The organism is Streptomyces sp. NPDC001890, from assembly GCF_042891445.1.
Taxonomy (GTDB): Bacteria; Actinomycetota; Actinomycetes; order Streptomycetales; family Streptomycetaceae; genus Streptomyces.
This window is the reverse complement of the sequence record NZ_JBIATE010000001.1, coordinates 1,183,368-1,207,882: the sequence shown is the minus strand read 5'-3', so window position 1 is coordinate 1,207,882 and position 24,515 is coordinate 1,183,368. Positions and strand designations below refer to the sequence as shown.

Below are 24,515 nucleotides of genomic sequence, written 5' to 3'. Positions count from 1 at the left end.
ATTACGGAGCGTCAACGTCCCCGGAAGCCCCGCGAGTCCGGAATCCGGCCGGATTCCGCGCCTCCGGCGGGCCTGCCCGAGGCGGCTGGGGCGGCCTCGGCGGGTCAGCCCACCAGGCCGTCGGCGAGCTCCTCGCTGAGGGTGGATTCGGTGCCCGGGATGCCCAGGTCCTGGGCCCGCTTGTCGGCCATCGCCAGCAGCCGGCGGATCCGGCCGGCGACCGCGTCCTTGGTCAGCGGCGGGTCGGCGAGCGCGCCCAGCTCCTCCAGGGACGCCTGCTTGTGCTCCATGCGCAGCCGCCCGGCCGCCGCCAGGTGCTCGGGCACCTCCTCGCCCAGGATCTCCAGCGCGCGCCCCACCCGGGCACCCGCGGCGACCGCGGCCCGCGCCGAACGGCGCAGGTTGGCGTCGTCGAAGTTGGCGAGCCGGTTGGCCGTGGCGCGGACCTCGCGGCGCATCCGCCGCTCCTCCCAGGCCAGCACCGCGTCATGGGCTCCGAGCCGGGTGAGCAGCGCGCCGATCGCGTCGCCGTCGCGGACGACGACCCGGTCCACCCCGCGCACCTCGCGGGCCTTGGCCGCGATGGAGAGCCTGCGGGCCGCACCGACCAGGGCGAGCGCCGCCTCCGGCCCCGGGCAGGTCACCTCCAGCGAGGAGGAACGGCCCGGTTCGGTGAGCGAGCCATGGGCCAGGAAGGCCCCGCGCCAGGCGGCCTCGGCGTCGCAGGTGGCCCCCGAGACCACCTGCGGGGGCAGCCCGCGGATGGGGCGTCCCCTGCCGTCCACCAGGCCGGTCTGGCGGGCCAGCTGGTCGCCGCCCGCCACCACCCGCACGACGAAGCGCGAGCTGCGCCGCAGACCTCCGGGCGCCATCACGATCAGCTCCGAGCTGTGCCCGAAGATTTCGAGAATGTCCCGCTTCAGCCGGCGCGCCGCGTTCCCGGTGTCCAGCTCGGCCTCGATCACGATCCGGCCGCTCACCAGGTGCAGCCCACCCGCGAACCGAAGAATCGCCGAGACTTCTGCCTTCCTGCAGCAGGTCCGGGTCACGGGAAGCCGAGAGATTTCGTCCTTCACCGCGGGCGTCATCGCCATGGGCCGATCCTTCCATGCATCCGAAAAATACGGTCGTACGCGGCGGCCAACAGCTCCGGATCATGGATCGGAACGCCGTCGGGTGAGGCCACCGGCGCCAGCTCGACCGCGGCGCCGAGCCTCTTGGCGGCATCGGCGAGGGACTCACGATCGGGCACAGCGGCTTCGTCGGCCAGCACCACGTCCAGGGCGAGTTTAGGGGCGTGTCGTCCCAAAACCTCCAAATGACGCTGCGGGGAGAAGCCATCAGTTTCACCGGGTTGCGGTGCCAGGTTGAGCGAGAGGACCTTGCGGGCCTTGGTCTCGACGAGCGCGTCGAGCAGTTCGGGGACGAGCAGGTGCGGGATCACGGAGGAGAACCAGGACCCCGGACCGAGCACCACCCAGTCGGCGTCGAGGACCGCGGCGACGGCCTCGGGGACGGCGGGCGGGTCGTTCGGGACGAGGTGCACGGACTGCACCTCGCCGGGGGTGAGCGCCACGGTGGCCTGTCCGCGCACGGTGTCCACGTCGTCCGGGCGGGCCGGGTCGTGACCTCGGACCAGCGCCTGGAGCTCCAGCGGAACGGCGGACATGGGGAGCACCCGGCCGTGCGCCCCGAGGAGCCTGCCGACCAGGTCGAGGGCCTGGACATGATCGCCGAGCTGCTCCCAGAGGGCGACGATCAGCAGATTGCCGACGGCGTGCTCGTGCAGGTCGCCCTTGGACTGGAAGCGGTGCTGGATCACCCGGGCCCAGGTCTGGCCCCAGTCGTCGTCACCGCACAGGGCGGCGAGCGCCTTGCGCAGGTCGCCGGGCGGCAGCACGCCGAGCTCCTCGCGGAGCCGGCCGCTGGAGCCGCCGTCGTCGGCGACCGTCACCACGGCGGTGAGATCGCCGGTGATCCGGCGGAGCGACGCGAGCGACGCGGACAGCCCCATGCCGCCGCCGAGGGCGACGACCTTGGGCTGTGCGCCGCGCTTGCGGCCGGGCAGCGCCGAGGTGGCTCTGCGCAGCCGCCGCAGGCGCAGATTGCGGCTGGTCACTCGCGCCCCATGTCCCGGTGGACGAGTACGGTCTCGATGCCTTCGGTCGCGAGCCGGGCCGCCAGCTTCTCGGACATGGCGACCGAACGGTGCTTGCCGCCCGTGCAGCCGACGGCGATCGTCACGTAGCGCTTGCCCTCGCGGCGGTATCCGGCGGCGATGAGCTGGAGCAGCTCCGTGTACTGGTTGAGGAATTCCTTGGCACCGGGCTGGTCGAAGACGTAGGCGGAGACCTCTTCGTTGAGACCGGTGAACGGGCGCAGCTCGGGGACCCAGTGCGGGTTGGGCAGGAAGCGGCAGTCGACCACGAGGTCGGCGTCGACCGGCAGGCCGTACTTGAAGCCGAACGACATCACCGTGGCGCGCAGCTCCGGCTCCTCCTCGCCGGCGAACTGGGCGTCCATCTTGGCGCGCAGTTCGTGCACGTTGAGGCTGGAGGTGTCGATCACCAGGTCCGCGTCGCCGCGCAGCTCGCGCAGCAGGTCGCGCTCGGCGGCGATGCCGTCGACGATCCGGCCGTCGCCCTGGAGGGGGTGCGGCCGGCGGACCGATTCGAAGCGGCGGACGAGGGCGTCGTCGGAGGACTCCAGGAAGACGATCCGCCGGGTGACGTGCTTGGCCTCCAGGTCGGCGAGGGAGTCGCGGAGGTTGTCGAAGAAGCGGCGCCCCCGGACGTCGACGACGACGGCGATCCGCGCCACGTTGCCCTGCGAGCGCGCGCCGAGCTCGACCATGGTGGGGATCAGTGCGGGCGGCAGGTTGTCGACGACGAACCAGCCGAGGTCCTCCAGACACTTGGCGGCCGTGCTGCGCCCGGCGCCCGACATCCCCGAGATGATCACCAGCTCGGGGATGGTCGCGGTCCCGTCGCCCGTCTCGTTCGTGGTGGCCGTACTCACTTGTGCTGCTCCGTCTGCTCGGTCGGTGCCGTCGGGCCCGGCTTCCTGCCCGTGCCCGGCTTCCTGCTCGTTCTCACGCTCGGTCATGTCGTGCTGCCCCCGTCGTCCTCTTCAATGATCTCTCCTGTCGCCGTGTTCACGGCGGGCGCGGCCGGGGCGGCCGACGCGAGGGCGACAGCCACTGATTCCGCCGTTCTGCGGCCTATCCCCGGAACTTCGCAGATCTCGTCGATTGTCGCTTGCTTCAGCTTCTTCACGGAGCCGAAATGCTTGATCAACGCCTGCTTCCGGGTTTCGCCGAGACCGGCGACGGCGTCCAGGGGGCCGGAGCGGATCCGTTTGGCCCGCTTGGCGCGCTGGTAGGTGATCGCGAAGCGGTGGGCCTCGTCACGGACGCGCTGGAGGAGATAGAGGCCCTCGCTGGAACGGGGCAGGACGACGGGGTCGTCGTCATCGGGCAGCCAGACCTCTTCGAGGCGCTTGGCGAGGCCGCAGACGGCGATGTCGTCGATCCCCAGTTCGTCCAGGGCCCGCTTGGCGGCGGCGACCTGCGGCTGGCCGCCGTCGACCACGACGAGCTGCGGCGGGTAGGCGAACCGCTTGGGGCGCCCGTCGTCCTCACGGGGCTCGGTGTCCGGGTCGGGGGCGGCGGCGTCGTTCTGCGGTGCGGGGTCCGGGCCGGTGCCGTTCGGGGCGGGGACCGGGCCGGTCGGGGCGGGGGTCTCCTCCCACTCCCCCGTGCGTTCCTTCTCCTGGAGGTACCGCTTGAAGCGGCGGCTGATGACCTCGTGCATCGACCGGACGTCGTCCTGGCCCTCGAAGCCCTTGATCTGGAAGCGGCGGTACTCGCTCTTGCGGGCGAGGCCGTCCTCGAAGACGACCATGGAGGCGACCACGTCGTCGCCCTGGAGGTGCGAGATGTCGAAGCACTCGACGCGCAGCGGAGCGGTGTCGAGGCCGAGCGCCTCCGCGATCTCCTCCAGGGCGCGGGAGCGGGTGGTCAGGTCGGAGGCGCGCTTGGTCTTGTGCAGCCCCAGCGCCTGCTGGGCGTTGCGCTGGACCGTCGCCATCAGGTCCTTCTTGTCGCCGCGCTGCGGGATGCGCAGGCTGACCTGGGAGCCCCGGCGGCCGGCGAGCCACTGGGAGACCGCGTCCGGGTCCTCGGGCAGGGCCGGGACGAGGACCTCCTTGGGGACCGAGTCGCCCGTCTCCTCGCCGTACAGCTGCTGGAGGGCGTGCTCGACCAGGCGCGAGGTGTCGACGTTCTCGACCTTGTCGGTGACCCAGCCGCGCTGGCCGCGGACCCGGCCGCCGCGTACGTGGAAGATCTGGACGGCGGCTTCGAGCTCGTCCTCGGCGACCGCGATCAGGTCGGCGTCGGTGGCGTCGGCCAGCACGACGGCGCTCTTCTCCATGGCCCGCTTGAGGGCCTCCACGTCGTCGCGGAGCCGGGCCGCCCGCTCGTACTCCATCTCCTCGGCCGCCGCCATCATGTCCTTCTCCAGGCGGCGGATGTACGTACCGGTCCGGCCGGCCATGAAGTCGCAGAAGTCGTCGGCCAGTTCGCGGTGTTCCTCGGGGGTGACGCGGCCGACGCAGGGGGCCGAGCACTTGCCGATGTAGCCGAGGAGGCACGGGCGGCCGGTCCTGGCGGCGTTCTTGAAGACCCCGGCGGAGCACGTACGCACCGGGAAGACCCGGAGCATGAGGTCGACCGTCTCGCGGATCGCCCAGGCGTGCCCGTACGGACCGAAGTAGCGCACGCCCTTCTTCTTGGCTCCGCGCATCACCTGGACGCGCGGGAACTCCTCGCCCAGCGTGACCGCGAGGTACGGATAGCTCTTGTCGTCGCGGTACTTGACGTTGAACCGCGGGTCGAACTCCTTGATCCAGGAGTACTCCAGCTGGAGGGCCTCGACCTCCGTGGAGACGACCGTCCATTCCACCGAGGCGGCCGTGGTGACCATCGTGCGCGTACGCGGGTGGAGCGCGGCCAGGTCCTGGAAGTAGTTGGCCAGGCGCTGGCGCAGGTTCTTGGCCTTTCCGACGTAGATCACCCGGCGGTGTTCGTCGCGGAATTTGTAGACCCCCGGGGAGTCGGGGATCTGTCCCGGCTTGGGGCGGTAGCTGGAGGGGTCTGCCATGTGTCCCACCCTACTTGCGGGCAGTGACAGTCCGGCCGCCCGGAAGCGGTGCCGTGCTCCGGGGCGCGGATCGCGGGAGCGCGCCCCGGAGCACGGGTCAGTGGGTACGGCCGCCGGTCACGGGTTCTCCCGGCGGCGGCGGTTGCGCAGGACGGTGAGCCCGCCGAGGCCGAGCACCACGAGGGCGCCCGCTCCGGCGGCGGCCGAGGTGGCGCTCGGCGCCGGGCCGGACGCCGTGCCCGCCGCGACCGTCCGGGGCTCCGGGCCGCCCCGGGCGGGGGCGGCCGGCGGGGAGTAGCCGCCCGCCCTGCCTGCGCGGGCGTATCCGGAGCCGGGGAGCTTGTCGCCGTACGCCTCGCGCACCCGGGTGCGGTAGGCGGCCAGGGTGGTGCCGCGGGCGCCGACCGCGCGGACCGCGTCCTGGTCCAGCGGGAGCACCTTCGTCCCCTTCTGGACGTACCAGGCGTCCACCTGCGGCTCACGGAACACCGTCCCGCCGGGGAGCTTGCGGGCGCCCGCGGCGGCGTACCTCGTCTCGTCGTCGCCGCTGGCGATGTTCACCACCTGCCAGCCGCCCTCCTTACCTTCCTTCGGAAGGGTCCACAGGGACGCCTTCTGGCCGTCCGAGGCGACGGCCGTGGTGGCGAGGTAGTCCAGCCTGGCGACGGACGCCCCCGGCTTCCCGGCCACGAAGTCCGGATCGAGGGTGTGCACGGGGACTGCGGCGCCCTCGATGCGCGGTGCCGCCGCCGACCTGGTGACCGCACCCTCGCGGGCGAAGAACCGGGCCAGGGTGTCCAGGGTCGCGGGTTCGGTGGCGGCCTGCCGGGCGGCCGCCAGGGCGGACGGGCCTGCGGTGGGTCCGGTGGCGGCGACCGCCCCGGGGGCCGCGACGGTGAGCAGGGCGGTGCCGGTCAGGATGCCGGTCGCGGCCAGGGCGGCGGCCGTGGACCGGGCGGTGCGTGCGGTCCTGCGGATCATCTCGTCACGCCCCGATCCGGTAGAGGGAATGGGTCCAGGAGAACTCCTCGTTGTTCACGTACCAGGCGTGCGAGGCCCAGTTGTAGCGGTTGCTGGAGGGCCAGGGATCGCCCCAGTAGACCCAGCTGCCGGAGTCGTCGTAGCCGTACAGGACATGCATGTGGCCACCGCCCGACGACCACTGGATGCGGGTCTCCACGGGGCGTCCGGCGGCGATCTCGGCCTGGACGGTGGGATAGCGCAGCCAGCCGGTGACATACGAACCGGGGTTGACGCCGGCCCAGTACAGGCCGTCCTGGACGTTGCCCAGCGTGGCCTGCGAGTTGGGGCACTCGTAGCCCTGCGCACGGCCGAAGGCGGCGTTGCAGAACTGGTTCTGCGAGTAGGTGCGGCCGAACCAGGTGGCGATGGTGTTGCCGGATGCCGCCCAGCACCAGTTGGTCTTCTGCTGGGCCTGCATGGTGATGTTCAGCCGCTGTGTCGCGGCGAGCCCGCCGACGGCCGGGCCGGTCACGGCCGGGGCCGACGCAGGGGCAGGGGCCGGGGCAAGAGCAGGGGCCGGGGCCGGGGCCGCCGAGGCGGTCGCCGTCGGCACGGCGAGGAGCACGGTGGCCAGGGCGGCCAGGGCCGGGAGCCGTCCTGTTCGAGTTCTTTGGATTCTTCGGAGACGCATGACGTTCCTCCCGAGGCGGGGGGGGGTGGGATCACAGGAGCGCGTCCGGACGCTGCCCGAGGAGCATCAACCGTTGTCGGGGACGGGTCAACACGCTTCAATGCGGGGGAACATCGCGGTGTGAACGGCGTGGCGGATACGTGAACGGCCCTGCCCCGGCCACCTGCGGCACCGCCCCCGCCGACGCGCTCCCCCCGTCCCGCGTCGTGAACGTTCACCTGGAGGACCCCATGCGGCACACCGAGGCCGAACTGGCACAGGTGCTGCACACCGGCCCGTTCCATCTGGCGCTGCGCACCGCGCTCTCGGTGCGCGGGCTGCCGCTCCAGCGGGTGCAGCACCATCTCGCGCACCGCGGGGTCAAGGTCGGGGTGACGAGCCTGAGTTACTGGCAACAGGGGGCCAGGCGTCCGCAGCGCGCCGAGTCCCTGCGGGCCGTGAAGGCGCTGGAGGAAGTGCTGGAGCTGCCGGGGAACTCGCTGCTGCGGCTGCTGGGCAGCGGGAACGCGCGCCCGGAGGCCGACCGTCCGGCCGCGCGTTCGTACCGTTCCCTGCTGGAGTCGTCCGGTGCCGTGGAGCGGCTGCTCGCCGACCTGGGGTCACCGGTGGACGGCGGACTGCACACGGTGGGCCATCACGAGCGGGTACGGATCGGTCCCGGCCGGGAGCTGCGGCGACGCGATTCGCAGCATGTGGTGCGTGCCCACCGGGACGACATCGACCGCTACCTCGCCGTCCACCGGGGTGATCCGGGCTGCGATCCGGCGCGGGTGACGGTGACGACCGGGGAGAACTGCCGGACGGGGCGGGTCCGCTGGGACCGCGGGACCGGGGTGCTCGTCGCCGAGCTGCTCTTCGACACCCGGCTGAGGGCGGGCGACACCTACCTCTTCGGCTACGGCTTCGACGACGGCACGGGAGGCCCGAGCGGCGAGTACGTGCGCGGGTTCAGCTTCGGCGGTGGGCAGTACGTGCTCCAGGTGTCCTTCGACGAGGCCGCGCTGCCGGTACGGTGCCGGCGCTTCGCCCAGGTCTCGGCGGGGGCACCGCGCAGCGCCCGCACGGACCTCACGCTGACCGGCAGGCACCGGACCGTTCACCTGGTGGAGCAGGGGGTACGGCCCGGTCTGGTCGGCATCGACTGGGACTGGGAGTGACTCCGTCCCCGGCCGGTACCTTCCCTGCCAGTACCTTCCCGGACGGTGTCAGGCGTCGGGGCCCGCGACCAGCTTTCCGCCCTCGACCCTGACCGGGACGGCGGGCAGCGGCGCGGTCGCCGGACCGCGCATCGCCTTGCCGGTCGTCGTGTCGAAGTGGCTGCCGTGACAGGGGCACGTCCCCACGTTGTCCTCGACCTTGTCCAGCAGGCAGCCCGCGTGGGTGCACTGGGCGCTGAACGCCTTGTACTGGCCCTTGGCCGGGCAGTTCACGATGACCCGCTCGTTGCGGAAGAGCTTGGATCCGCCGACCGGAACATCGTCCGGTGCGCCGAGCTCGACGGGAGCGGTCGGCGTCGGCGTCTCGGCGTGGCCGAGCTTCGATTCGGTCGAGCAGGCGGCCACTCCCAGCCCGGCGGCGCCGGCGAGAGCGGCACCCTTCAGCACGGTACGGCGGGCGGCGGGCTGGCCGGACATGCGGTCTCCACTGGTCGTAGGGGTGGATGGGCACCGGGCGCGACTGAAGCGCCGCGGGTACCGGGAGTACCGCGGGCATCACAGCTGTCAGAGCCATCGGTGCCGTCGGTGCCATCGGTGACAGAAGCGACGATACCGGCGGAGCCGGACGGCCCTGCGGCCGGGCCGCCCGAGGCCCGTCGTCCCAGGTCAGCGGCCCGGCCGTGGCGGTGAACAGGACGCGGCGGTGGGCGGGGCACGGCGATGAACAGGGCGGCGGCCCCCGGAGTCCGGGAGCCGCCGCCCTGTCGCGCCGCAGGCGTCAGGCCTTGCGCGCGCGGGTCGCCTTCTTCGCCGCGGGCTTCTTCGCGGCCCCGTCCGCGCTCGTCCGGGCCGTGGCCGTCTTCCGGGCCGGGGCCGACTTCGCGGCGACCGCCTTCTTCGCGGCCGCCTTCCGCACCGGCTTGCGCGCCGCGGGCACCGCGGCCTCGCTCACCCGCTCCGGGTCCAGAATGCCCTGGAGGAACTTGCCGGTGTGGCTGGCCGGAGCCCCGGCGACCTCCTCCGGAGTGCCTTCGGCGATGACCAGACCACCGCCGCTGCCCCCTTCGGGGCCCATGTCGATGACCCAGTCCGCGGTCTTGATCACATCGAGGTTGTGCTCGATGACGATCACCGAGTTGCCCTTGTCGACCAGCCCGGAGAGCACCTTGATGAGCTTGCTGATGTCCTCGAAGTGCAGACCCGTGGTCGGCTCGTCCAGGACGTAGACCGTACGGCCGGTGGAGCGCTTCTGCAGCTCGCTGGCGAGCTTCACGCGCTGCGCCTCACCGCCGGAGAGCGTCGGCGCGGACTGGCCGAGCCGCACGTATCCGAGGCCCACCTCGTTGAGCGTGCGCAGGTGGCGGGCGATCGTCGGGACGGCCTCGAAGAACTCCAGGCCCTCCTCGATCGGCATGTCCAGCACCTCGGCGATGGACTTGCCCTTGTAGTGGACCTCCAGGGTCTCCCGGTTGTAGCGCGCTCCGTGGCAGACCTCGCACGGGACGTACACGTCCGGCAGGAAGTTCATCTCGATCTTGATCGTGCCGTCGCCGGAGCAGTTCTCGCAGCGGCCGCCCTTGACGTTGAAGGAGAAGCGGCCCGGCAGGTAGCCGCGCACCTTCGCCTCCATCGTCTCCGCGAACAGCTTGCGGACATGGTCGAAGACGCCGGTGTACGTGGCCGGGTTGGACCTGGGCGTGCGGCCGATGGGCGACTGGTCGACGTGCACCACCTTGTCGACCAGGTCGTCGCCGTCGACGCGGGTGTGCCGGCCGGGGACCGACTTGGCGCCGTTCAGCTCGCGCGCCAGGTGGGTGTAGAGGATGTCGTTGACCAGCGTCGACTTCCCCGAGCCCGAGACGCCCGTGACGGCGGTGAGCAGGCCGAGCGGGAAGGAGACGTCGATGTCCCGGAGGTTGTTCTCCCGGGCGCCGTGCACCGTGAGCCTGCGCTGCGGGTCGACGGGGCGCCGGACGTCGGGCATCGGGATCTGCTTCTTGCCGGTCAGATACTGGCCCGTGATCGACTCGCCGTTGGCCAGCAGCTCCTTGAGCGATCCGGAGTGGACCACCTTGCCGCCGTGCTCACCGGCGCCGGGGCCGATGTCGACGACCCAGTCGGCGACCTTGATGGTGTCCTCGTCGTGCTCGACGACGATGAGCGTGTTGCCCATGTCGCGGAGCCGGACCAGGGTCTCGATCAGCCGGTGGTTGTCCCGCTGGTGCAGGCCGATGGACGGTTCGTCCAGCACGTACAGCACGCCGACCAGGCCGGAGCCGATCTGGGTGGCGAGGCGGATGCGCTGGGCCTCGCCGCCGGACAGGGTGCCGGCCGCGCGGTTGAGCGAGAGGTAGTCGAGGCCGACGTCGACGAGGAACTTCAGCCGCTCGTTGACCTCCTTCAGCACCCGCTCGGCGATCTTCTTGTCGCGGGCGTTGAGCTTCATCCGGCCGAGGAACTCGGCGCATTCGCTGATCGACATCGCGGCGACCTCGGCGATGGACCTCTCCATCACCGTCACCGCGAGGACGATCGGCTTGAGCCTGGTGCCCTCACAGGTCGGGCAGGGCACCTCGCGCATGTAGCCCTCGAAGCGCTCCCGGCTGGAGTCGCTCTCGGCGTCGGAGTGCCGGCGCTTGACGAACTGCACCGCGCCCTCGAAGGCGGGGGTGGTGTACGCGCGCTCCCGCCCGTAGCGGTTGCGGTAGCGGACCTCGGTCTGGATCTTGTGGCCGTGGAGCAGGGCCTTCTTGGCGCGCTGGGGCAGCCCGGCCCAGGGGATGTCCGTACGGAATCCGAGGGCGTCGGCGAGGGCGTTGATCTGCCGGCCGAAGTACTCCTTGGTGTGGCCGTGCGACCAGGGGTGGATCGCCCCCTCGTCGAGCGACTTCTCCTCGTCCGGGACGATCAGCTCCGGGTCGACCTCCATCCGCGTACCGATGCCCGTGCAGTCCGGGCAGGCGCCGAAGGGCGAGTTGAAGGAGAAGGAGCGCGGTTCGAGCTCCTCGAAGGAGAGGTCGTCGTACGGGCAGTAGAGGTGCTCGGAGTACATCCGCTCGCGCTCGGGGTCGTCCTCGGGGAGGTCGACGAAGTCGAGCACGACCATGCCGCCGGAGAGCCCGAGCGCGGTCTCGACCGAGTCGGTCAGCCGGCGCTTGGCGCTGTCCTTCACCGTGAGACGGTCGATGACCACCTCGATGGTGTGCTTCTCCTGCTTCTTCAGCTTGGGCGGCTCGGAGAGCTGGATGGTCTCGCCGTCGACCCTGGCCCTGCTGTAGCCCTTGGTCTGCAGATCGGCGAAGAGGTCGACGAACTCGCCCTTGCGCTCGCGCACCAGCGGCGAGAGCACCTGGAAACGGCTGCCCTCGGGCAGGCCGAGCACCTTGTCGACGATCGCCTGCGGCGACTGGCGCGAGATGGGGCGGCGGCACTCCGGGCAGTGCGGCTTGCCGATCCGGGCGAAGAGCAGCCGGAGGTAGTCGTAGACCTCGGTGATGGTGCCGACCGTCGAGCGCGGGTTGCGCGAGGTCGACTTCTGGTCGATGGAGACGGCGGGCGAGAGGCCCTCGATGAAATCGACGTCCGGCTTGTCCATCTGACCGAGGAACTGGCGGGCGTACGAGGAGAGGGATTCCACGTAGCGCCGCTGGCCCTCGGCGAAGATCGTGTCGAACGCGAGAGACGACTTGCCCGACCCGGAGAGCCCGGTGAAGACGATGAGGGAGTCGCGCGGGAGGTCGAGCGAGACGTTCTTGAGGTTGTGCTCGCGAGCGCCACGGACGATGAGACGGTCGGCCACGCCGGTCCGCACCTTTCTGGAGAGAAATGGGGGAACTGAGCCCCTGTCCCAGGGTATGGGGGGCGCCACAGCGGTGTACGAAGCTTTCGACTCCGAGCGTATAGCACGCACATTCGATTTACGGACGGCCATGGACTCCTTCACCCGAATGAGTGGCGGGGCTAGGCTCGGCCCCATGAATGATCATGCGCACGACCTCGCAGCACTGCGTGAAGCGACCGATCGACTGCTCAGCGCCACGGCGAAACTGGACGACACCGCACTGTCGGAACCGTCACGGCTGCCGGGCTGGAGCCGGGGTCATGTCGTCGCGCACCTCTGTCGTAACGCCGACGCGCTCGTAAATGTTCTCCAGGGCCGGCCGATGTACGCAGACAGCGAAACCCGCGACCGCGACATCGAGCGCGACGCGCCCCGGTCGCCGGCCGAACAGCTGGCCGACCTGGCCGGGAGCGCGGGCCGCCTCGTGGATGCCGCCGCCGCCCCGGCGGACTGGTCACGCACGGTGGAGCTGCGCAACGGTGTGACGGACTCCGCATCCCGGATCCCGTTCCGCCGCCTGGTCGAGGTCGAGCTGCACCATGTCGACCTGGCGGTCGGCTACGAGCTGGAGGACCTACCGGAGGACTTCGTCTCGCGCGAGATCGACTTCCTCGCCGAGCGGTTCGACGGGCACCCCTCTGTCGTGTCCACGAGGATGACCGCCGACGGGGGCCCGGTGCGGACGACCGGCGGCGGCGCGGAGGGCGACCCGGTCACGATCCGCGGCACGGCGCCCGAACTTCTCGGCTGGCTCTGCGGGCGCCGGGACGGTTCGGCCCTGACCGTCGAAGGCGGCCCGCTTCCCGTCCTGCCCCCGCTATAGGCTGAGACGTATGACGTACAGCGGAGCGGTCAAGGTCGGCGGGCGTGCGGATGTGCACGAGCTGACGGATCTGATGATCTCCAAGGTCGCCGTCGGCCCGATGAACAACAACGCCTATCTGCTGCGCTGCCGGGCCACCGGCGAGCAGCTGCTGATCGACGCGGCCGCCGAGGCCGGGACGCTGCTGCGGCTGATCGGTGACGACGGCATCGCGTCCGTCGTCACCACCCACCGGCACGGCGACCACTGGCAGGCACTGGGCGAGGTGGTGGCGGCCACCGGTGCACGCACCTATGCGGGGCGGTACGACGCCGAGGGCATCCCGGTCCCGACCGACGTACTGGTCGACGACAACGGCACCATCGAGGTCGGCCGGGTCGTCCTGACCGCCCGGCACCTCGTGGGCCACACCCCGGGGTCCATCGCGCTGGTCTACGACGACCCGCACGGCGCCCCGCACCTGTTCACCGGGGACTGCCTCTTCCCGGGCGGTCCTGGAAGGACAACACTTCCGAAGGACTTCGACTCGCTGATGGACGGCATTGAGGCCAAGCTCTTCGACCAGCTGCCGGATGAGACTTGGGTCTACCCGGGCCACGGCCATGACACCACGCTCGGCACGGAACGCCCGCACCTGGCGGAGTGGAGAGCCCGGGGCTGGTAAACCGGAACCTCGTACAAGCGGGGCCGCCCTGTCGAAGGGCCCTGCGCCGACCTCGTCGGCGCAGGGCCCTTCGATCTGTGCGGGTCAGGTAGCCGCGCCCCGATGTGCCAGGTGCGCGCACGCCTTGGCCGTGCCCAGCCAAGCTCGTCCGGGCCGCCGGGGATGAACCTGTCCTCCACGCCGTTCCCTTCCGGCTCCGGGCAGGACAGGCGCTGGCCGGGCATACCGCGTTCGCTGGGCTCGGCGAACTCCAGCAGTGGCGTTCCTGCGCCGCCGTCTCGGCACTGACCCGACCATCCCGTCACCGGCCCCGGCCGGGGCCGAGCACCCAGGACGCCCAGCCGCCGAACGGATCGGCCCGAGTGCACTCCTGGTGACTCGCGACGGCGAGCAGCTGCCCGCGCAAAAAGGCCGGCGGAATCTCGAAACCGGCGGATCGAGCCCGGCCGTCGACGACGCATACGTCACCGAGATGACGCGCGGCTCGGGCCTGTCTTGTTTCAAGACAAACGGCGATTCAATGTGAATCACCGACGCGCGCGTGCGCGAGGGGGCCCGCTTATACGGAATACAACCGTGCAGACCCGCGCATCGACGCGCGCGTGCGGGGCCCTTTTCAAGGCAGGTCGGCCGACGCGTTGTCGTCCCATCCGTCCTATCTGCATGCAGCCGAGCATCGAGCGGCAGTGGCGGGCCCACCCGGAGCCCCGGCACCCCCACGCCGAAGGGCCCGCGCGCACCTTTCGATGGCGGGCCCCTCGGTACTGCTCCACCCCTGCAAGACGATGCCGCGCCAGAAGCTGGGAGGCTCCGGCGTGGCATTGCTTCAGCCGGTACAGCCGGGTACCGTGCCCGCGCAGTTCGTCGGCACGTTGCCGCGGACGCGGCTGCTGTTGAGGATGACTGTGCCGCCGGTCCTGAGAATGCCGCCGGCGCCTACTCCGTCTGTGGCCTCGTTGCTGTTGACGTTGGTGCGGATCAGGTTGACGGTGCCACTGAGATTGACGATCCCACCACCATCACCCGCCACGTTGTCGTTGACGTTGCTGTCCTGGACTGTCAACTGACCGCCCGCGTTGGCGATTCCGCCCCCCTGATTTCCGGCGCTGTTTCCGATGATTCGACTTCTGGTGATGGTCCCGACGCCGTCAGCGATGAAGCCACCGCCCCTCTGTGTCACCTCATTGCCCGTGATGGTGGTGCGATCGACTGTGATCGTGGTGCTTGAAAGACCACCGATCCCGCCGGAGAAGTCAGCCGTGTTGATGACGATGCTGCTCCGGTTCACAGCAAGGGAACCCGAATCGATCACGCCGATGCCCCCGCCGAAGTTCTGACTTTCCCCGGCTGCGTTCCCGTTGGAGATGGTCGCGTTGTCCAGGGTGAGCATGCCCGAGACCGTGAGAATGCGGAAGGCAGGTGCCCCGTTGTCGCGGGTGATGGTGTCGCCATTCGCATTGATCGTGATGTTCCCGGTCACGTCCGGTAGCCGCGTCGTGAGGTTGTACACGCAGCCAGGGGCGAGCGACAGCGTGGCGGACGGTGCGGCGTTGGCCAGTGCGATGGCCGTTGACAGGGCGCCCTCGTTGCAGGCGACGAACGAGGCCGGCTGCGCGGTCGCTGGGAAGGCAGACGCACCGATGGTGATGGCGACGCCCATGCCGGCGACCTGAGCGACGCGCCTGATCGACGTGCGAACAGACATGATGTCCCTTCAGCTCATAGGGGTGGGTTTTCTGCGCCCTAAGGCACGGTTCTGAAAAGTACGGCACCGGCGGAACAAAGAGGCTCATATACACATGCGGCAATAACTGCGTTCCACCTCATTGGCGGAGCATGAGGGCTGCGAAGCTTCGCGCATCAACGGCGAAACAGCTCAGCTGGGCGAGCGGCCCCTGCAGACATGTACTTGGTCGGGTGGGGGCGGTTGTGCGCGGCCGCGGCGGCCGTCTCGTCGTCGCCCAGCTCGCACAGCTCCGGCAAGCCGACGGGGTCCTGGCGGTAAGTCTCCGGAGTCGACCGCTATGAGTGCACGCATGTCAGATCGTGCGCCGAGCCTTCGTCGGCCCTGACAGGTGGCCGACGGGGCGTCGATCGCGGGACCGGCTTGAAGTCGTCCCGCAGATAACACCCCAATATCTGCGGCAGCTTGATGTTCTGTCGCGGCGAACAGCACCCTCGCGCTCACTCCTCGCCCTCTTCGTACTCATCCAGCTCGGGCGCATCCGGGTCGCGTAGCGAACGCAAGGCACCGGCGGCCGGGACGCCGGCGGTGAAGCTGTAGCGGCGGAGCAGGTTCGGGTTGCGGTGCTCGAGCGGGGAGAGCCGGGCGATGTCCTCCTCCCGGATCTCGTGGCCCTCGGCTTGGAGGCAGGCGACGGCAGCGTCGATGTAGCGGGTGGTCCAGAGCACGATGGCGTCGAGGACCAGGCCGAGCGCGCCGAGCTGGTCCTCCATGCCGTCGCGGTACGCCTGGTGGATGGTGCCGCGCTTGCCGTGACACACGTCCCGGCCAGCTTGTGGCGGGATTCCTGCACGGTGAGCTGCCGGTTCATCTGACGGCGGCAGGTGTCGTCGACCGGGTCGACCACACGCAGCAGGTGCTCGGTCTTGGCGATCCGTCCGTACTCCGCGAACGCCGCACCCAGCGGAGTCGGGCGCCCCTCACGCCCGAGCATGCGCAGTAGGTCGCAGGCGCGGACCTGGTTGGTGACCAGGGAACCGGCGGCCTTCAGCATGTCCGGCCACTGCGTGATCACCTTGTTCAGGTTCACGCGGTTGCGTGCCGGGTCCTCCACCACGCCGTAGGCGCCCGTCTCGACGACGGGCATCGTGGCCCGCCAGAACCGCTGGTCGTCCAGGTCGCGGAACCGCGGGCCGAAGTTGTAGCCGAGGATCTTGAACAGGCCGAACACCATGTCGGAGTGCGAGGCGTTGTCGGTGGCCACCATCTCCGGCTTGACCCCGCCGTCGAGGTTCCCGGGCGGTCCTGGGCGGACAACAAGCCCGGAAGACTTCACGAGCTTGATGGACGACGTCGAGGCCAAGATCTTCGATCCTCTGCCGGACGAGACGTGGGTCTACCCGGGCCACGGCCATGACACCACGCTCGGTGCGGAACGCCCGCACCTGACGGAGTGGAGAGCCCGAGGCTGGTAAACCGGAACTCGCACAAGCGGGGCCGCCCTGAAAGGGGCCGGCCCCGCTTCGGTGTTCCCGCACCGCGCGCACGGCCATAATCCGGCCACGCCCCTGCCATTCGGTCTGAGTGACCAGCACCGGCACCGCGACGTCCGCGTCGGCCGGATCCGCACGTGGAAGTGCGGGTCCCCGAGTTTCCCCGGACTTGACACATGTGTGGTGCAGCAGGAGGGGCCCGCACGACCTGGTGGTCGGCGGGCCCCCTCCTCTTCTGGCCGGCGAGTGGCCGAGCTCCGGGTCGGGACCTACGCGATGGTGCGGATGAGCTTCTTGTTGACGAACTCCTCGATGCCCGGGCGGCCCAGCTCGCGGCCGAAGCCGGAGCGCTTGATGCCGCCGAAGGGCAGCTCGGCGCCCTCGGCGCCGACGCCGTTGATGAACACCATGCCGGCCTCGATGCCGTCGGCGACGCGGGCGGCCTGTGCGGGGTCCGTGGTGTAGACGTACGAGCCGAGGCCGTACGGGGTGTCGTTGGCAATCCGCAGCGCGTCCTGTTCGTCGGCCGCCCGGAAGACCATGGCGACCGGGCCGAAGAGCTCCTGGCGCGCCGCGGCGTGCTCGGTGGTGAGCCCGGTGAGGACCCCGGCCGGGAAGTGGGCACCGTTGCGCTCGCCCTCGGTGTGCAGCGTCGCGCCTTCCGCGACGGCGGCGGCCACCTGGCGCTCCAGCGTGTCGGCGGCGGCGACCGAGGAGAGGGGAGCCCCGGACTGGCGGGCGAGGAGCGCGGCGGTGAACTTCTCCACGAACGTGTCGTAGAGACCGGAGGTGACGACGAACCGCTTGGCGGCGTTGCAGGCCTGGCCGGTGTTGTCGAGGCGGGCCGAGACGGCGGCGTCCACGACGGAGTCGAGGTCGTCGGTGGACAGCACGATGAACGGGTCGGAGCCGCCGAGTTCGAGGACGACCTTCTTCAGGTGCCGTCCGGCGATCTCGGCGACGGCGGCACCGGCCCGTTCCGAGCCGGTGAGGGACACGCCGTGGACGCGCGGGTCGGCGATCACCTCGGCGATCTGCTCATTGGTGGCGTACACGTTGACGTACGCGCCAGTGGGGAAGCCTGCCTCGGCGACCAGCCGCTCCAGCAGCGCGGCGGTGGCCGGGCACTGGGGGGCGTGCTTGAGGACGATGGTGTTGCCCAGGGCGAGGTTCGGGGCGGCGAACCGGGCGACCTGGTAGGCGGGGAAGTTCCACGGCATGATGCCGAGCAGCACGCCCACCGGGCCGCGCCGGATGACGGCGCGGCCGGGGCCGGAGGTGACGGGGAGCTCCTCGTCGGCGAGGAACTCCTCGGCGTGGTCGGCGTAGTAGTGGTAGATGTCGACGCAGAAGTCGATCTCGCCCTCCGCCTCGTCGAGCGGCTTGCCCATCTCGCGCACGATGCTCGCCGCCAGTTCGGCGCGGTGCTCGGCGTGCAGGTCCCCGAGTCGGCGCAGGAGCGCGGCGCGCTCGGCCACGGAGGTGCTCCGTCCCCAGGCGGTGGCCGCGTGGGCGGCGTCGACGGCCGCGGTCACCTCGGCGTCGGTGGCGGTCGGGTAGGTCTGGGCGGTCGTGCCGGTGGCGGGGTCGGTGACGGCGTACATCAAGTCTCCAGGAAGTGCGGAAGTGCGGAGCGGCGTACATGTGTGCCGCGGGGCCAGTATTGGGGAGCCCTGCGCCTTCGGAATGGTGCGGGCCTCGACGTTCGGTCCAGGGTCCTCGAAGGCGGCGGCCTCGTCGAGCGGTCGGACGTTGCCGATCAGCTCGTCCAGCGGCAGCCGGGCGGCCGGATGGACGCGGGCCTGCTTCGGGATGCCAGTGGCGGCGACGCTGGAGCCGTAGTTGCGGCCCAGGACGCGCTTTCCCTGGTCGGCGAGGTCGAAGAGGCGGAACGGGCCCGTCGTGCCGACGGCCGCTGGAGGCGCGGGGGTCGCCGCCAGCGGGCCGTTGGGGCCCGGGATTCCGATGAGGGTGGGGGTCCACGGGAGCCCGTCGGCCGCGCTGGTACTGGAGCCGGAGGCGTGTGCGGGGTCGAGCACATCGACGTCGAGGCCGGACAGACCTGCCGTAGCACGGTCGGCAGCCCGCACACGCCCTGCTCCCGGGAGATTACGTGCTGGACTCAGCCGGCCCGGTACTCGCGCTGCCCACCGATCCAGGTTTCACGGACCTCGATCGCGGCGATCTCCTCCGGCGGTGTTGTGTACGGGTCGGCCGCGAGCAGCGTGAAGTCGGCACGCTTGCCGGCTCGCAGCGAGCCGAGGTCGTCCTCGCGGCCGATCGCCCTCGCCGCGTTGACGGTGTGGGCGTGCAGTGCGGTGTGGACGTCGATCAGGAGCTGGTCCGGGCCGAGCCGTACCCCGCGACGGGTGACGCGGGTCGTGGCCGCCTGGATCGCCTCCAGCGGGCGCGGCTCGGCCACGGGGGCGTCGGAGCTGATGGTGACCGGAACCCCGGCCGCGACGAACTCCCCGAGCGGGTTGAACCGTTCGCCCGGTGTGCCGATCGCCGCCGTGACGCCCTCGCCCCAGTTGTAGTGGTGCTGTGGCTGGTTGACGGGAAGGACGCCGAGTTCGGCCATCCGGGCGATCTGCTCGTTGTCGGGGAGTCCGCAGTGCTCGATCCGGTGGCGGGCGTCGGAGTCGGGGCGTTCGGCCAACGCGGCCTCCACCGCGTCGAGCACCATGCCGATCGCGGTCGGGGACTGCGCGTGGGTGGCCGTCTGCAGTCCGGCGGCGTGCGCCGAACGCAGGAGTTCGCGGTACTCCTCCGGCGAGTGGTAGAGCTGCCCCTTGCGGCACGGGTCGTCGACGTAGCCCTCCGGGAAGTATGCGGTCCAGCCGCCCAGGGTGCCGTCCGCGTACAGCTTGATGCCGGTCGTCGCGAGGCGGTCGTTGCCGAACGCCCCGTGCAGACCGAGGTCCAGGCTGCTCCCGAGGAGGTGGGAGAGCAGGTACATGTTGACCCGCAGCTTGAGCGCCCCGGTCCCGGCCGCCCTCAGGTACGTGTCGAACTCCCGGCTCGACACCTGGGCGTCACCGATCGTGGTGACGCCTCCGCGCAGGAAATCGTCCTGTGCGGCCATCAGCTGCCGGATGTGCTCGGCGGGCTCGTCCGCGAGGTGGAAGTTCGGTCCGTGATGGCCGATCTTCACCCCGCCCACCCCGGTGAGCACGTTGCACGCGGCGTCCGAGAGCTCGCCGGTCAGCTCGCCGTCCGCGTCCCGGAAGAACTCTCCGCCTTCGGGGTTCGGGGTGTCCCGGGTCACGCCGTTGGCGGCGAAGGTGAAGCTGTTCACCACCCCGCCGTGACCGGAGGCGTTCATGACGTACACCTCACGGTCGGTGGCGACCTGGTCCAGCTCGAAACGGGTCGGATGCCGCCGCTCGCGCAGATTGCGGTGCTCGTAGCCGAAGCCGCGCACCGGCAGGCCGTCCGGTGTGCGGGCCGCCGCCTCACGGAGCAGCTTCACCATCCCGGGTATGTCGGCGGCCTTGTCGGGGCCGCAGTCGACCCAGGTCATCAGCTGGCCGTGCATCAGCGGATGGGCATGCGCGTCGATGAACCCGGGGACGACGACTCCGGACAGCTGCTGTTCGCGCGGTACGCCGCCGAAACCGAGCTCGGCGAGCGCGGCCCGGCACTCCTCGACGGTGCCGGCCGCGATGATGTCGGGCCCGGCGACCGCGAGCGCCTCGACGACGGGATGTCCCGGCTCCATGGTGTGGATGCGGTCGGCGGTGAAGACGACGGGCTCGTACGAGCGGACGTCGGCGTGGAACGTGCTCAGCTTGCGCATGGGTCCAGTCCTGGGTGTACGTGTGTGTGGGGGAAGGGAGAGTGTCAGTCGAGCGGTTCGGTGATGGGGGCCGGGCTGCCCTCGCGGATCGGAACCCAGCCCGGCTGGCTGCCGTTGACGACGTAGGACGGTTCCGGGAAGAACCGCGCGACGATCGCCGCGAGCAGGAAGGACGAGCCGAGTGCCACCGCGATGCTGATGTCGGTGCCGCCCACGAGGGAGGCGAACGGTCCGACGAACTGACCGGGGAGGCTGACGAACATCAGCGACAGCACTGCGGAGATCAGGTAGGAGACTGTCGTCGGCAGGTTCCAGCCGTGCTGGTACCAGTAGCGGCCGCCCCGCTGGCGGCGGTTGAAGACATGCAGGTCGTCGACGGCGTACCAGCCGCCCCGCGCGACATAGCCGACGATCATGAAGCCCATCCATGGCACGGTGCAGATGACGACCAGGGTGGACAGCGTGGAGACGGTCCCGACGATCGCGAAGCCGAACTTGCCGACAAAGATCAGCACGGCGGCCAGGGCGGCGATCACCAGGGTCGCGGCGACCCGGCTGAGCCGGGGGACAATGCTGGAGAAGTCCAGACCGGTGCCGTACAGCAGGCTGGTGCCGGTGGACAAGCCGCCTGCGATGGCGATCATCCCCAGGGGCAGGAAGAACCAGGTCGGGGCCAGAGAGATCAGACCGCCCACGTAGTTGCCCGAAGCGATCATGTCCGGCTGGTGCGTGGCGATCACGCTCGCCGTGAACAGGCCGAACCCGAAGGTCACAAGGGGAGCCACGCCCGCGCCGAACGCGGCGCCCATCAGCCTGCGCGAGGACACGCCCCGCGAGACGTAGCGGGAGTAGTCGCCGAGGAACGCGCCGAAGGAGATCGGGCAGGACATCGCGATCAGCACGGAACCGATGAAGGCGCTCAGGTACACGGGGTCCGACCAGCGATCCGCGCCCGCTCCGAAGGAGCCCGCGACGCCGCCGTCGAACTGGGGGGCGTAGGCCAGAACACCCAGGACGAACAGCACCCCGACGATCGGGGGGACGATCCGGTTCAGCACCACCAGCAGGCGGTAGCCGAAGATGCAGATCGTGACGATCACCAGCGTCAGGACCGAATACGCGATCACGGTCAGCCAGGTCGGCGGCTCCTCACCGGTCAGCCGGGAGATGGTGCCGGCCAGCGCGTCGCCTGCGGTCCACACGCTGAGCGCCAGGAAGGTGAAGGCGGTCAGCAGCGCCAGGAACGATCCGATGATTCGGCCGTGGACACCGAAGTGTGCCGACGACGCGACGGCGTTGTTCGTACCGGTCTGGCGGCCGAACAGCGCCATCGGCGCGAGTACGAGGGAGCCGAGCACCACCCCGACGCACACGGCCAGAAGCCCATCCGTGAAGCTCAGGCCGAACATGATGGGAAAGGCGCCGAGCAAGGCGGTCGAGATGCTGTTCGCGCCTCCGAAGACAACCCAGAAGATGTCCTTCGGCTTCGACCAGCGCTCGCCGTCGGGGATGGTGTCGATGCCGTGCGACTCGACCGCCAGCGTGACGGGGGTGGCAGGCTCGGGAGAGACGGACGCAGTCGTCCGCTCGGTTGGCTCTCGCAGCATGGCATCAAACTTTTCTGGTCCGGGGATTCGCCTCAAGGTAGCCCCGGCCGCAGCACGCGACAATAGCGATATGTTTGCCATCAATGCCGTATTCCGCTTTCTTGTATGCTTCATCCGCAAAAACGGAACGCATCGGCCAGATGAGCGGACCCTGGCAAACTTTCCGTTCAATGACTGAAGCGAAAAATCTGCTGGGTCCTCGACGGAAGGACGTGCCGATGCTGTCGGACGCCGAGCTGGACACCCGCCTCTTCGGCCTGCTTCGCGAAGACGGCAGGGCCGGGTACACCCGCCTGGCAGAACTCATCGAGGTACCGAGGGCGCGCGTCGCCGACCGGGTGCGCACGCTGCTCGACGCCGGAGACCTGCAGATCGTCACCTCTGTCGACCCGGCGATCCTCGGGGTACGCACCATCGCCCACCTCTCCCTCGCCCTTGATGTGGCGGTGGTTCCGTTTCTCGACACACTGAGCCCGGCCCCCGAGGTGGTACTGGCTTCGGCGGTCGCCGGCCGCTTCGACGCCGTCGTCGAGGTCCGGGTGCCATCGCCGCAGCACCTCGCCGAGACGGTCCGCCGCATCCGGGCGAAGCCGGGAGTGCGTGCCGTGGAGGCGCTGCTGTATCTCGGCGTCTCACGCGGCTACCGCCACAGGAGCCTGCTGGGGCCGCCTCCCGCCGTCGACGAGCTCGATCTGGCGCTCATCGAACTGCTGCGCCGCAGTGGCCGTCGCTCGTACCGCGAACTCGCGGAGGAGGTGGGGCGGTCCGCTGGGGCCGTCCGCTCCCGCGTCCGGGCCCTCCTCGATTCCGGGGCCATCCGCATCGAGGCGATCGCCGGGACCACGGACAGTTCCGGCCGGGTGGCCGGCGTGGGGCTGCGGCTCGGCGACGCCGACCCGGAGGAGGTGGTCGACCGGCTCGCCGGCCTGCCCGGCACCCATTTCGCGGTGGCCACGCTCGGCAGGTTCGACGTGGTCGGCACCATCCGCGGCGACTCGGCGCGTCTGCTTCAGACGCGTCTCGACGAACTCCGGAGCGCCACCGGGATCCGCTCGATCGAGTCCTGGGTCCACCTCGACGTGCGCAAGGAACGCTACGAATGGCCCGTCGCGCAAGGATGACTTTCAGAACGAGCGGCGAACGGATCGGCAGCGAGGTCCCGAAGTGGAGAACTTTCGGATGGGTGTCGACGACTTTCTGAACGAAACAGCGGTCAACGGTTGCCGACCGCACATCATCCGATCGCCGGAATCGCATCGGGTGGCTAGACTCACCGCTCCGCCACCCCCAAACCTGCTGGAGGACCCATGTCGCTGCAGGCCAGCGCCGCGGTGTACCGCGAAGGCACCACTGTCACTGTCGAGACCATCGAGGTCGGCGACCCACGTGCCGGAGAGGTCCGCGTCCGGGTGCACGCATCCGGCATCTGCGGCTCGGACCGCCACGTCCTGGACGGCGAATGGCACGTCCCGTCACCCACGGTGATGGGTCACGAGGGTGCCGGAGTCGTCGAAGCCGTCGGCCCGGGTGTCACCCATCTGGCCCCCGGCGATCACGTCGTCCTGGTCTGGAACCAAGGCTGTGAACTCTGCTCCCACTGCCTGTCCGGCCGGCCGTGGGCGTGTCGTCACCAGCGCTCCAACGACTGCCTGATGCCCGACGGCACCACCCGGCTGCACCAGGACGGCACTGAGCTGTTCGCCTACATCGCGGTCGGATCGCTCAGCGAGTACGCGGTCGTGCCGGCCTCGGCCGCGATCAAGGTGCCCGAGGAACTGCCTTTCGAGGTCGGTGCTCTCATCGGCTGCTCGGTCGCTACCGGTGTGGGCGCCGTTCTGAACAACGCCCGGGTCGCCGCGGGCAGCTCGGCCGTGGTGATCGGCTGCGGCGGGGTCGGACTCTCGGTCGTGATGGGGCTGCGTCTGGCCGGCGCGGAGAAGATCATCGCCGTCGACGTCTCCGAGGAGAAGGTCGACCTGGCGCGTAAGCTCGGCGCGACGCACACCGTCCTGGCCGGTGACGACAGCGCCCAACGCGTCATCGAACTGACCGGCGGCGGTGCCGACTACTGCTTCGAGGCCATCGGCAATCCCCGCACCATCGCGCAGGTTCCCTCCTACCTTGGCACGGCCGGGACCGGCGTCTTCGTCGGCATGCCGCCGGAGGGTGTCCAGGTCGGCTTCGATGTCCTGAACCTGTGCTACAGCGGCCAGACCTTGATCGCCTCCAACTACGGCGGCTGCGTTCCGGCCCGCGACTTTCCCCGGTACGCGGCCCTGTACCTGTCCGGACAGCTGCCGGTGGACCGGCTGATCACCGAGCGGATCAAGCTCGACGAGGTCAACGCCGCCTTCGAGCGGATGCGGGGCGGGGAGGGCGCGCGCAACGTCGTCATGCTCTGAGCCGCTCCAAGGAGCGCCTTGGATGCGTCGCGCCCCGAAACGCTGCGGCTTCACGCCTGTGACGGCAAGAGGCCCCCATGCACGGGTCACGCGCCGATGCTCTGGACGCAACGACGCCCAGAAGACGCATGAAGATCTTGTTGAGGGGCTGCCCGGCCGCAGGTCGGGTGGCCCCTTGGTCCATGCGGTGGCCGGGTTGATCGTCCATGTGCTGCCGGTGTGGGTGAGT

Annotated in this window: 18 protein-coding genes and 2 pseudogenes; 7 read left to right on the top strand and 13 right to left on the bottom strand. The window is 70.3% G+C overall.

Annotation, left to right across the window (positions count from 1 at the left end; translation table 11 throughout):
• Positions 1–104: 104 nt before the first annotated feature.
• The 6 genes from whiA to ACFYY1_RS05275 form a co-directional block, all read right to left on the bottom strand.
• On the bottom strand, positions 105–1,094 hold the full coding sequence (whiA, locus tag ACFYY1_RS05300) for a DNA-binding protein WhiA (protein WP_266736503.1): 990 nt from the start codon (positions 1,092–1,094) through the stop codon (positions 105–107).
• Complete coding sequence (gene yvcK / locus ACFYY1_RS05295; RefSeq protein ID WP_266736504.1) at positions 1,085–2,119, bottom strand: uridine diphosphate-N-acetylglucosamine-binding protein YvcK; 1,035 nt, start codon at positions 2,117–2,119, stop codon at positions 1,085–1,087. The genes whiA and yvcK overlap by 10 nt, the downstream gene beginning before the upstream one ends.
• Complete coding sequence (gene rapZ, locus ACFYY1_RS05290; RefSeq protein WP_388581037.1) at positions 2,116–3,105, bottom strand: RNase adapter RapZ; 990 nt, start codon at positions 3,103–3,105, stop codon at positions 2,116–2,118. Before rapZ ends, yvcK begins: the two co-directional genes overlap by 4 nt.
• Positions 3,102–5,162 carry an excinuclease ABC subunit UvrC gene (gene uvrC, locus ACFYY1_RS05285; protein WP_388581034.1) on the bottom strand — a complete coding sequence of 687 codons (2,061 nt, stop codon included), beginning with the start codon at positions 5,160–5,162 and terminating at the stop codon, positions 3,102–3,104. Before uvrC ends, rapZ begins: the two co-directional genes overlap by 4 nt.
• Positions 5,163–5,279: 117 nt before the next feature.
• Positions 5,280–6,143 (bottom strand): hypothetical protein, encoded by an 864-nt coding sequence (locus tag ACFYY1_RS05280; protein ID WP_388581031.1) that lies wholly within the window; start codon positions 6,141–6,143, stop codon positions 5,280–5,282.
• 4 nt (positions 6,144–6,147) lie between these two features.
• Positions 6,148–6,816: a papain-like cysteine protease family protein gene (locus ACFYY1_RS05275; protein WP_388581028.1), complete on the bottom strand. Its 669-nt coding sequence runs from the start codon at positions 6,814–6,816 to the stop codon at positions 6,148–6,150.
• 230 nt (positions 6,817–7,046) lie between these two features.
• On the opposite strand from ACFYY1_RS05275, the gene ACFYY1_RS05270 reads away from it, so the two are divergent.
• Positions 7,047–7,973, top strand: coding sequence for a hypothetical protein (locus ACFYY1_RS05270; protein WP_388581025.1), 927 nt, complete (start codon positions 7,047–7,049; stop codon positions 7,971–7,973).
• 48 nt (positions 7,974–8,021) lie between these two features.
• On the opposite strand, the gene ACFYY1_RS05265 is transcribed toward ACFYY1_RS05270, so the two are convergent.
• Together ACFYY1_RS05265 and uvrA are read right to left on the bottom strand one after the other, a co-directional pair.
• Positions 8,022–8,450: a Rieske (2Fe-2S) protein gene (locus ACFYY1_RS05265; protein ID WP_388581022.1), complete on the bottom strand. Its 429-nt coding sequence runs from the start codon at positions 8,448–8,450 to the stop codon at positions 8,022–8,024.
• 301 nt (positions 8,451–8,751) lie between these two features.
• Entirely contained in the window at positions 8,752–11,772 is a 3,021-nt protein-coding gene (gene uvrA / locus ACFYY1_RS05260; protein ID WP_388581019.1) for an excinuclease ABC subunit UvrA, read from the bottom strand.
• A gap of 175 nt (positions 11,773–11,947) precedes the next feature.
• Here uvrA and ACFYY1_RS05255 point away from each other — a divergent pair, with 175 nt between their 5' ends.
• From ACFYY1_RS05255 to ACFYY1_RS05245, 3 genes are all read left to right on the top strand, one after another.
• Positions 11,948–12,637: a maleylpyruvate isomerase family mycothiol-dependent enzyme gene (locus tag ACFYY1_RS05255; protein WP_388581016.1), complete on the top strand. Its 690-nt coding sequence runs from the start codon at positions 11,948–11,950 to the stop codon at positions 12,635–12,637.
• Positions 12,638–12,647: 10 nt separating this feature from the next.
• A complete protein-coding gene (locus ACFYY1_RS05250; RefSeq protein ID WP_382936667.1) occupies positions 12,648–13,301 on the top strand; it encodes an MBL fold metallo-hydrolase in 654 nt (217 codons plus the stop codon).
• Positions 13,302–13,557: 256 nt separating this feature from the next.
• Positions 13,558–13,827 (top strand): hypothetical protein, encoded by a 270-nt coding sequence (locus ACFYY1_RS05245; protein WP_388581013.1) that lies wholly within the window; start codon positions 13,558–13,560, stop codon positions 13,825–13,827.
• 300 nt (positions 13,828–14,127) lie between these two features.
• Here ACFYY1_RS05245 and ACFYY1_RS05240 read toward each other — a convergent pair whose 3' ends face one another.
• Both ACFYY1_RS05240 and ACFYY1_RS05235 read right to left on the bottom strand, forming a co-directional pair.
• Positions 14,128–15,006 (bottom strand): hypothetical protein, encoded by an 879-nt coding sequence (locus tag ACFYY1_RS05240; RefSeq protein WP_388581010.1) that lies wholly within the window; start codon positions 15,004–15,006, stop codon positions 14,128–14,130.
• 479 nt (positions 15,007–15,485) lie between these two features.
• A pseudogene (locus ACFYY1_RS05235) lies at positions 15,486–16,279 on the bottom strand (Tn3 family transposase); the annotation flags it as partial.
• Between ACFYY1_RS05235 and ACFYY1_RS05230 the strand changes: the two are divergent.
• A pseudogene (locus tag ACFYY1_RS05230) lies at positions 16,278–16,460 on the top strand (MBL fold metallo-hydrolase); the annotation flags it as partial. The pseudogenes ACFYY1_RS05235 and ACFYY1_RS05230 sit on opposite strands and share 2 nt — an antisense overlap.
• Positions 16,461–16,747: 287 nt before the next feature.
• Here ACFYY1_RS05230 and ACFYY1_RS05225 read toward each other — a convergent pair.
• From ACFYY1_RS05225 to ACFYY1_RS05215, 3 genes are all read right to left on the bottom strand, one after another.
• A complete protein-coding gene (locus ACFYY1_RS05225; RefSeq protein WP_388581527.1) occupies positions 16,748–18,082 on the bottom strand; it encodes an NAD-dependent succinate-semialdehyde dehydrogenase in 1,335 nt (444 codons plus the stop codon).
• 518 nt (positions 18,083–18,600) lie between these two features.
• Positions 18,601–20,277: an amidohydrolase gene (locus ACFYY1_RS05220; RefSeq protein ID WP_388581007.1), complete on the bottom strand. Its 1,677-nt coding sequence runs from the start codon at positions 20,275–20,277 to the stop codon at positions 18,601–18,603.
• A gap of 44 nt (positions 20,278–20,321) precedes the next feature.
• Positions 20,322–22,055 (bottom strand): purine-cytosine permease family protein, encoded by a 1,734-nt coding sequence (locus tag ACFYY1_RS05215; protein ID WP_388581004.1) that lies wholly within the window; start codon positions 22,053–22,055, stop codon positions 20,322–20,324.
• Between ACFYY1_RS05215 and ACFYY1_RS05210 the strand changes: the two genes are divergently transcribed.
• Positions 22,055–23,005 carry an Lrp/AsnC family transcriptional regulator gene (locus ACFYY1_RS05210; protein ID WP_388581001.1) on the top strand — a complete coding sequence of 317 codons (951 nt, stop codon included), beginning with the start codon at positions 22,055–22,057 and terminating at the stop codon, positions 23,003–23,005. The genes ACFYY1_RS05215 and ACFYY1_RS05210 overlap by 1 nt on opposite strands.
• 186 nt (positions 23,006–23,191) lie before the next feature.
• Positions 23,192–24,286 carry an alcohol dehydrogenase catalytic domain-containing protein gene (locus ACFYY1_RS05205; RefSeq protein WP_388580998.1) on the top strand — a complete coding sequence of 365 codons (1,095 nt, stop codon included), beginning with the start codon at positions 23,192–23,194 and terminating at the stop codon, positions 24,284–24,286.
• Positions 24,287–24,515: the final 229 nt, after the last annotated feature.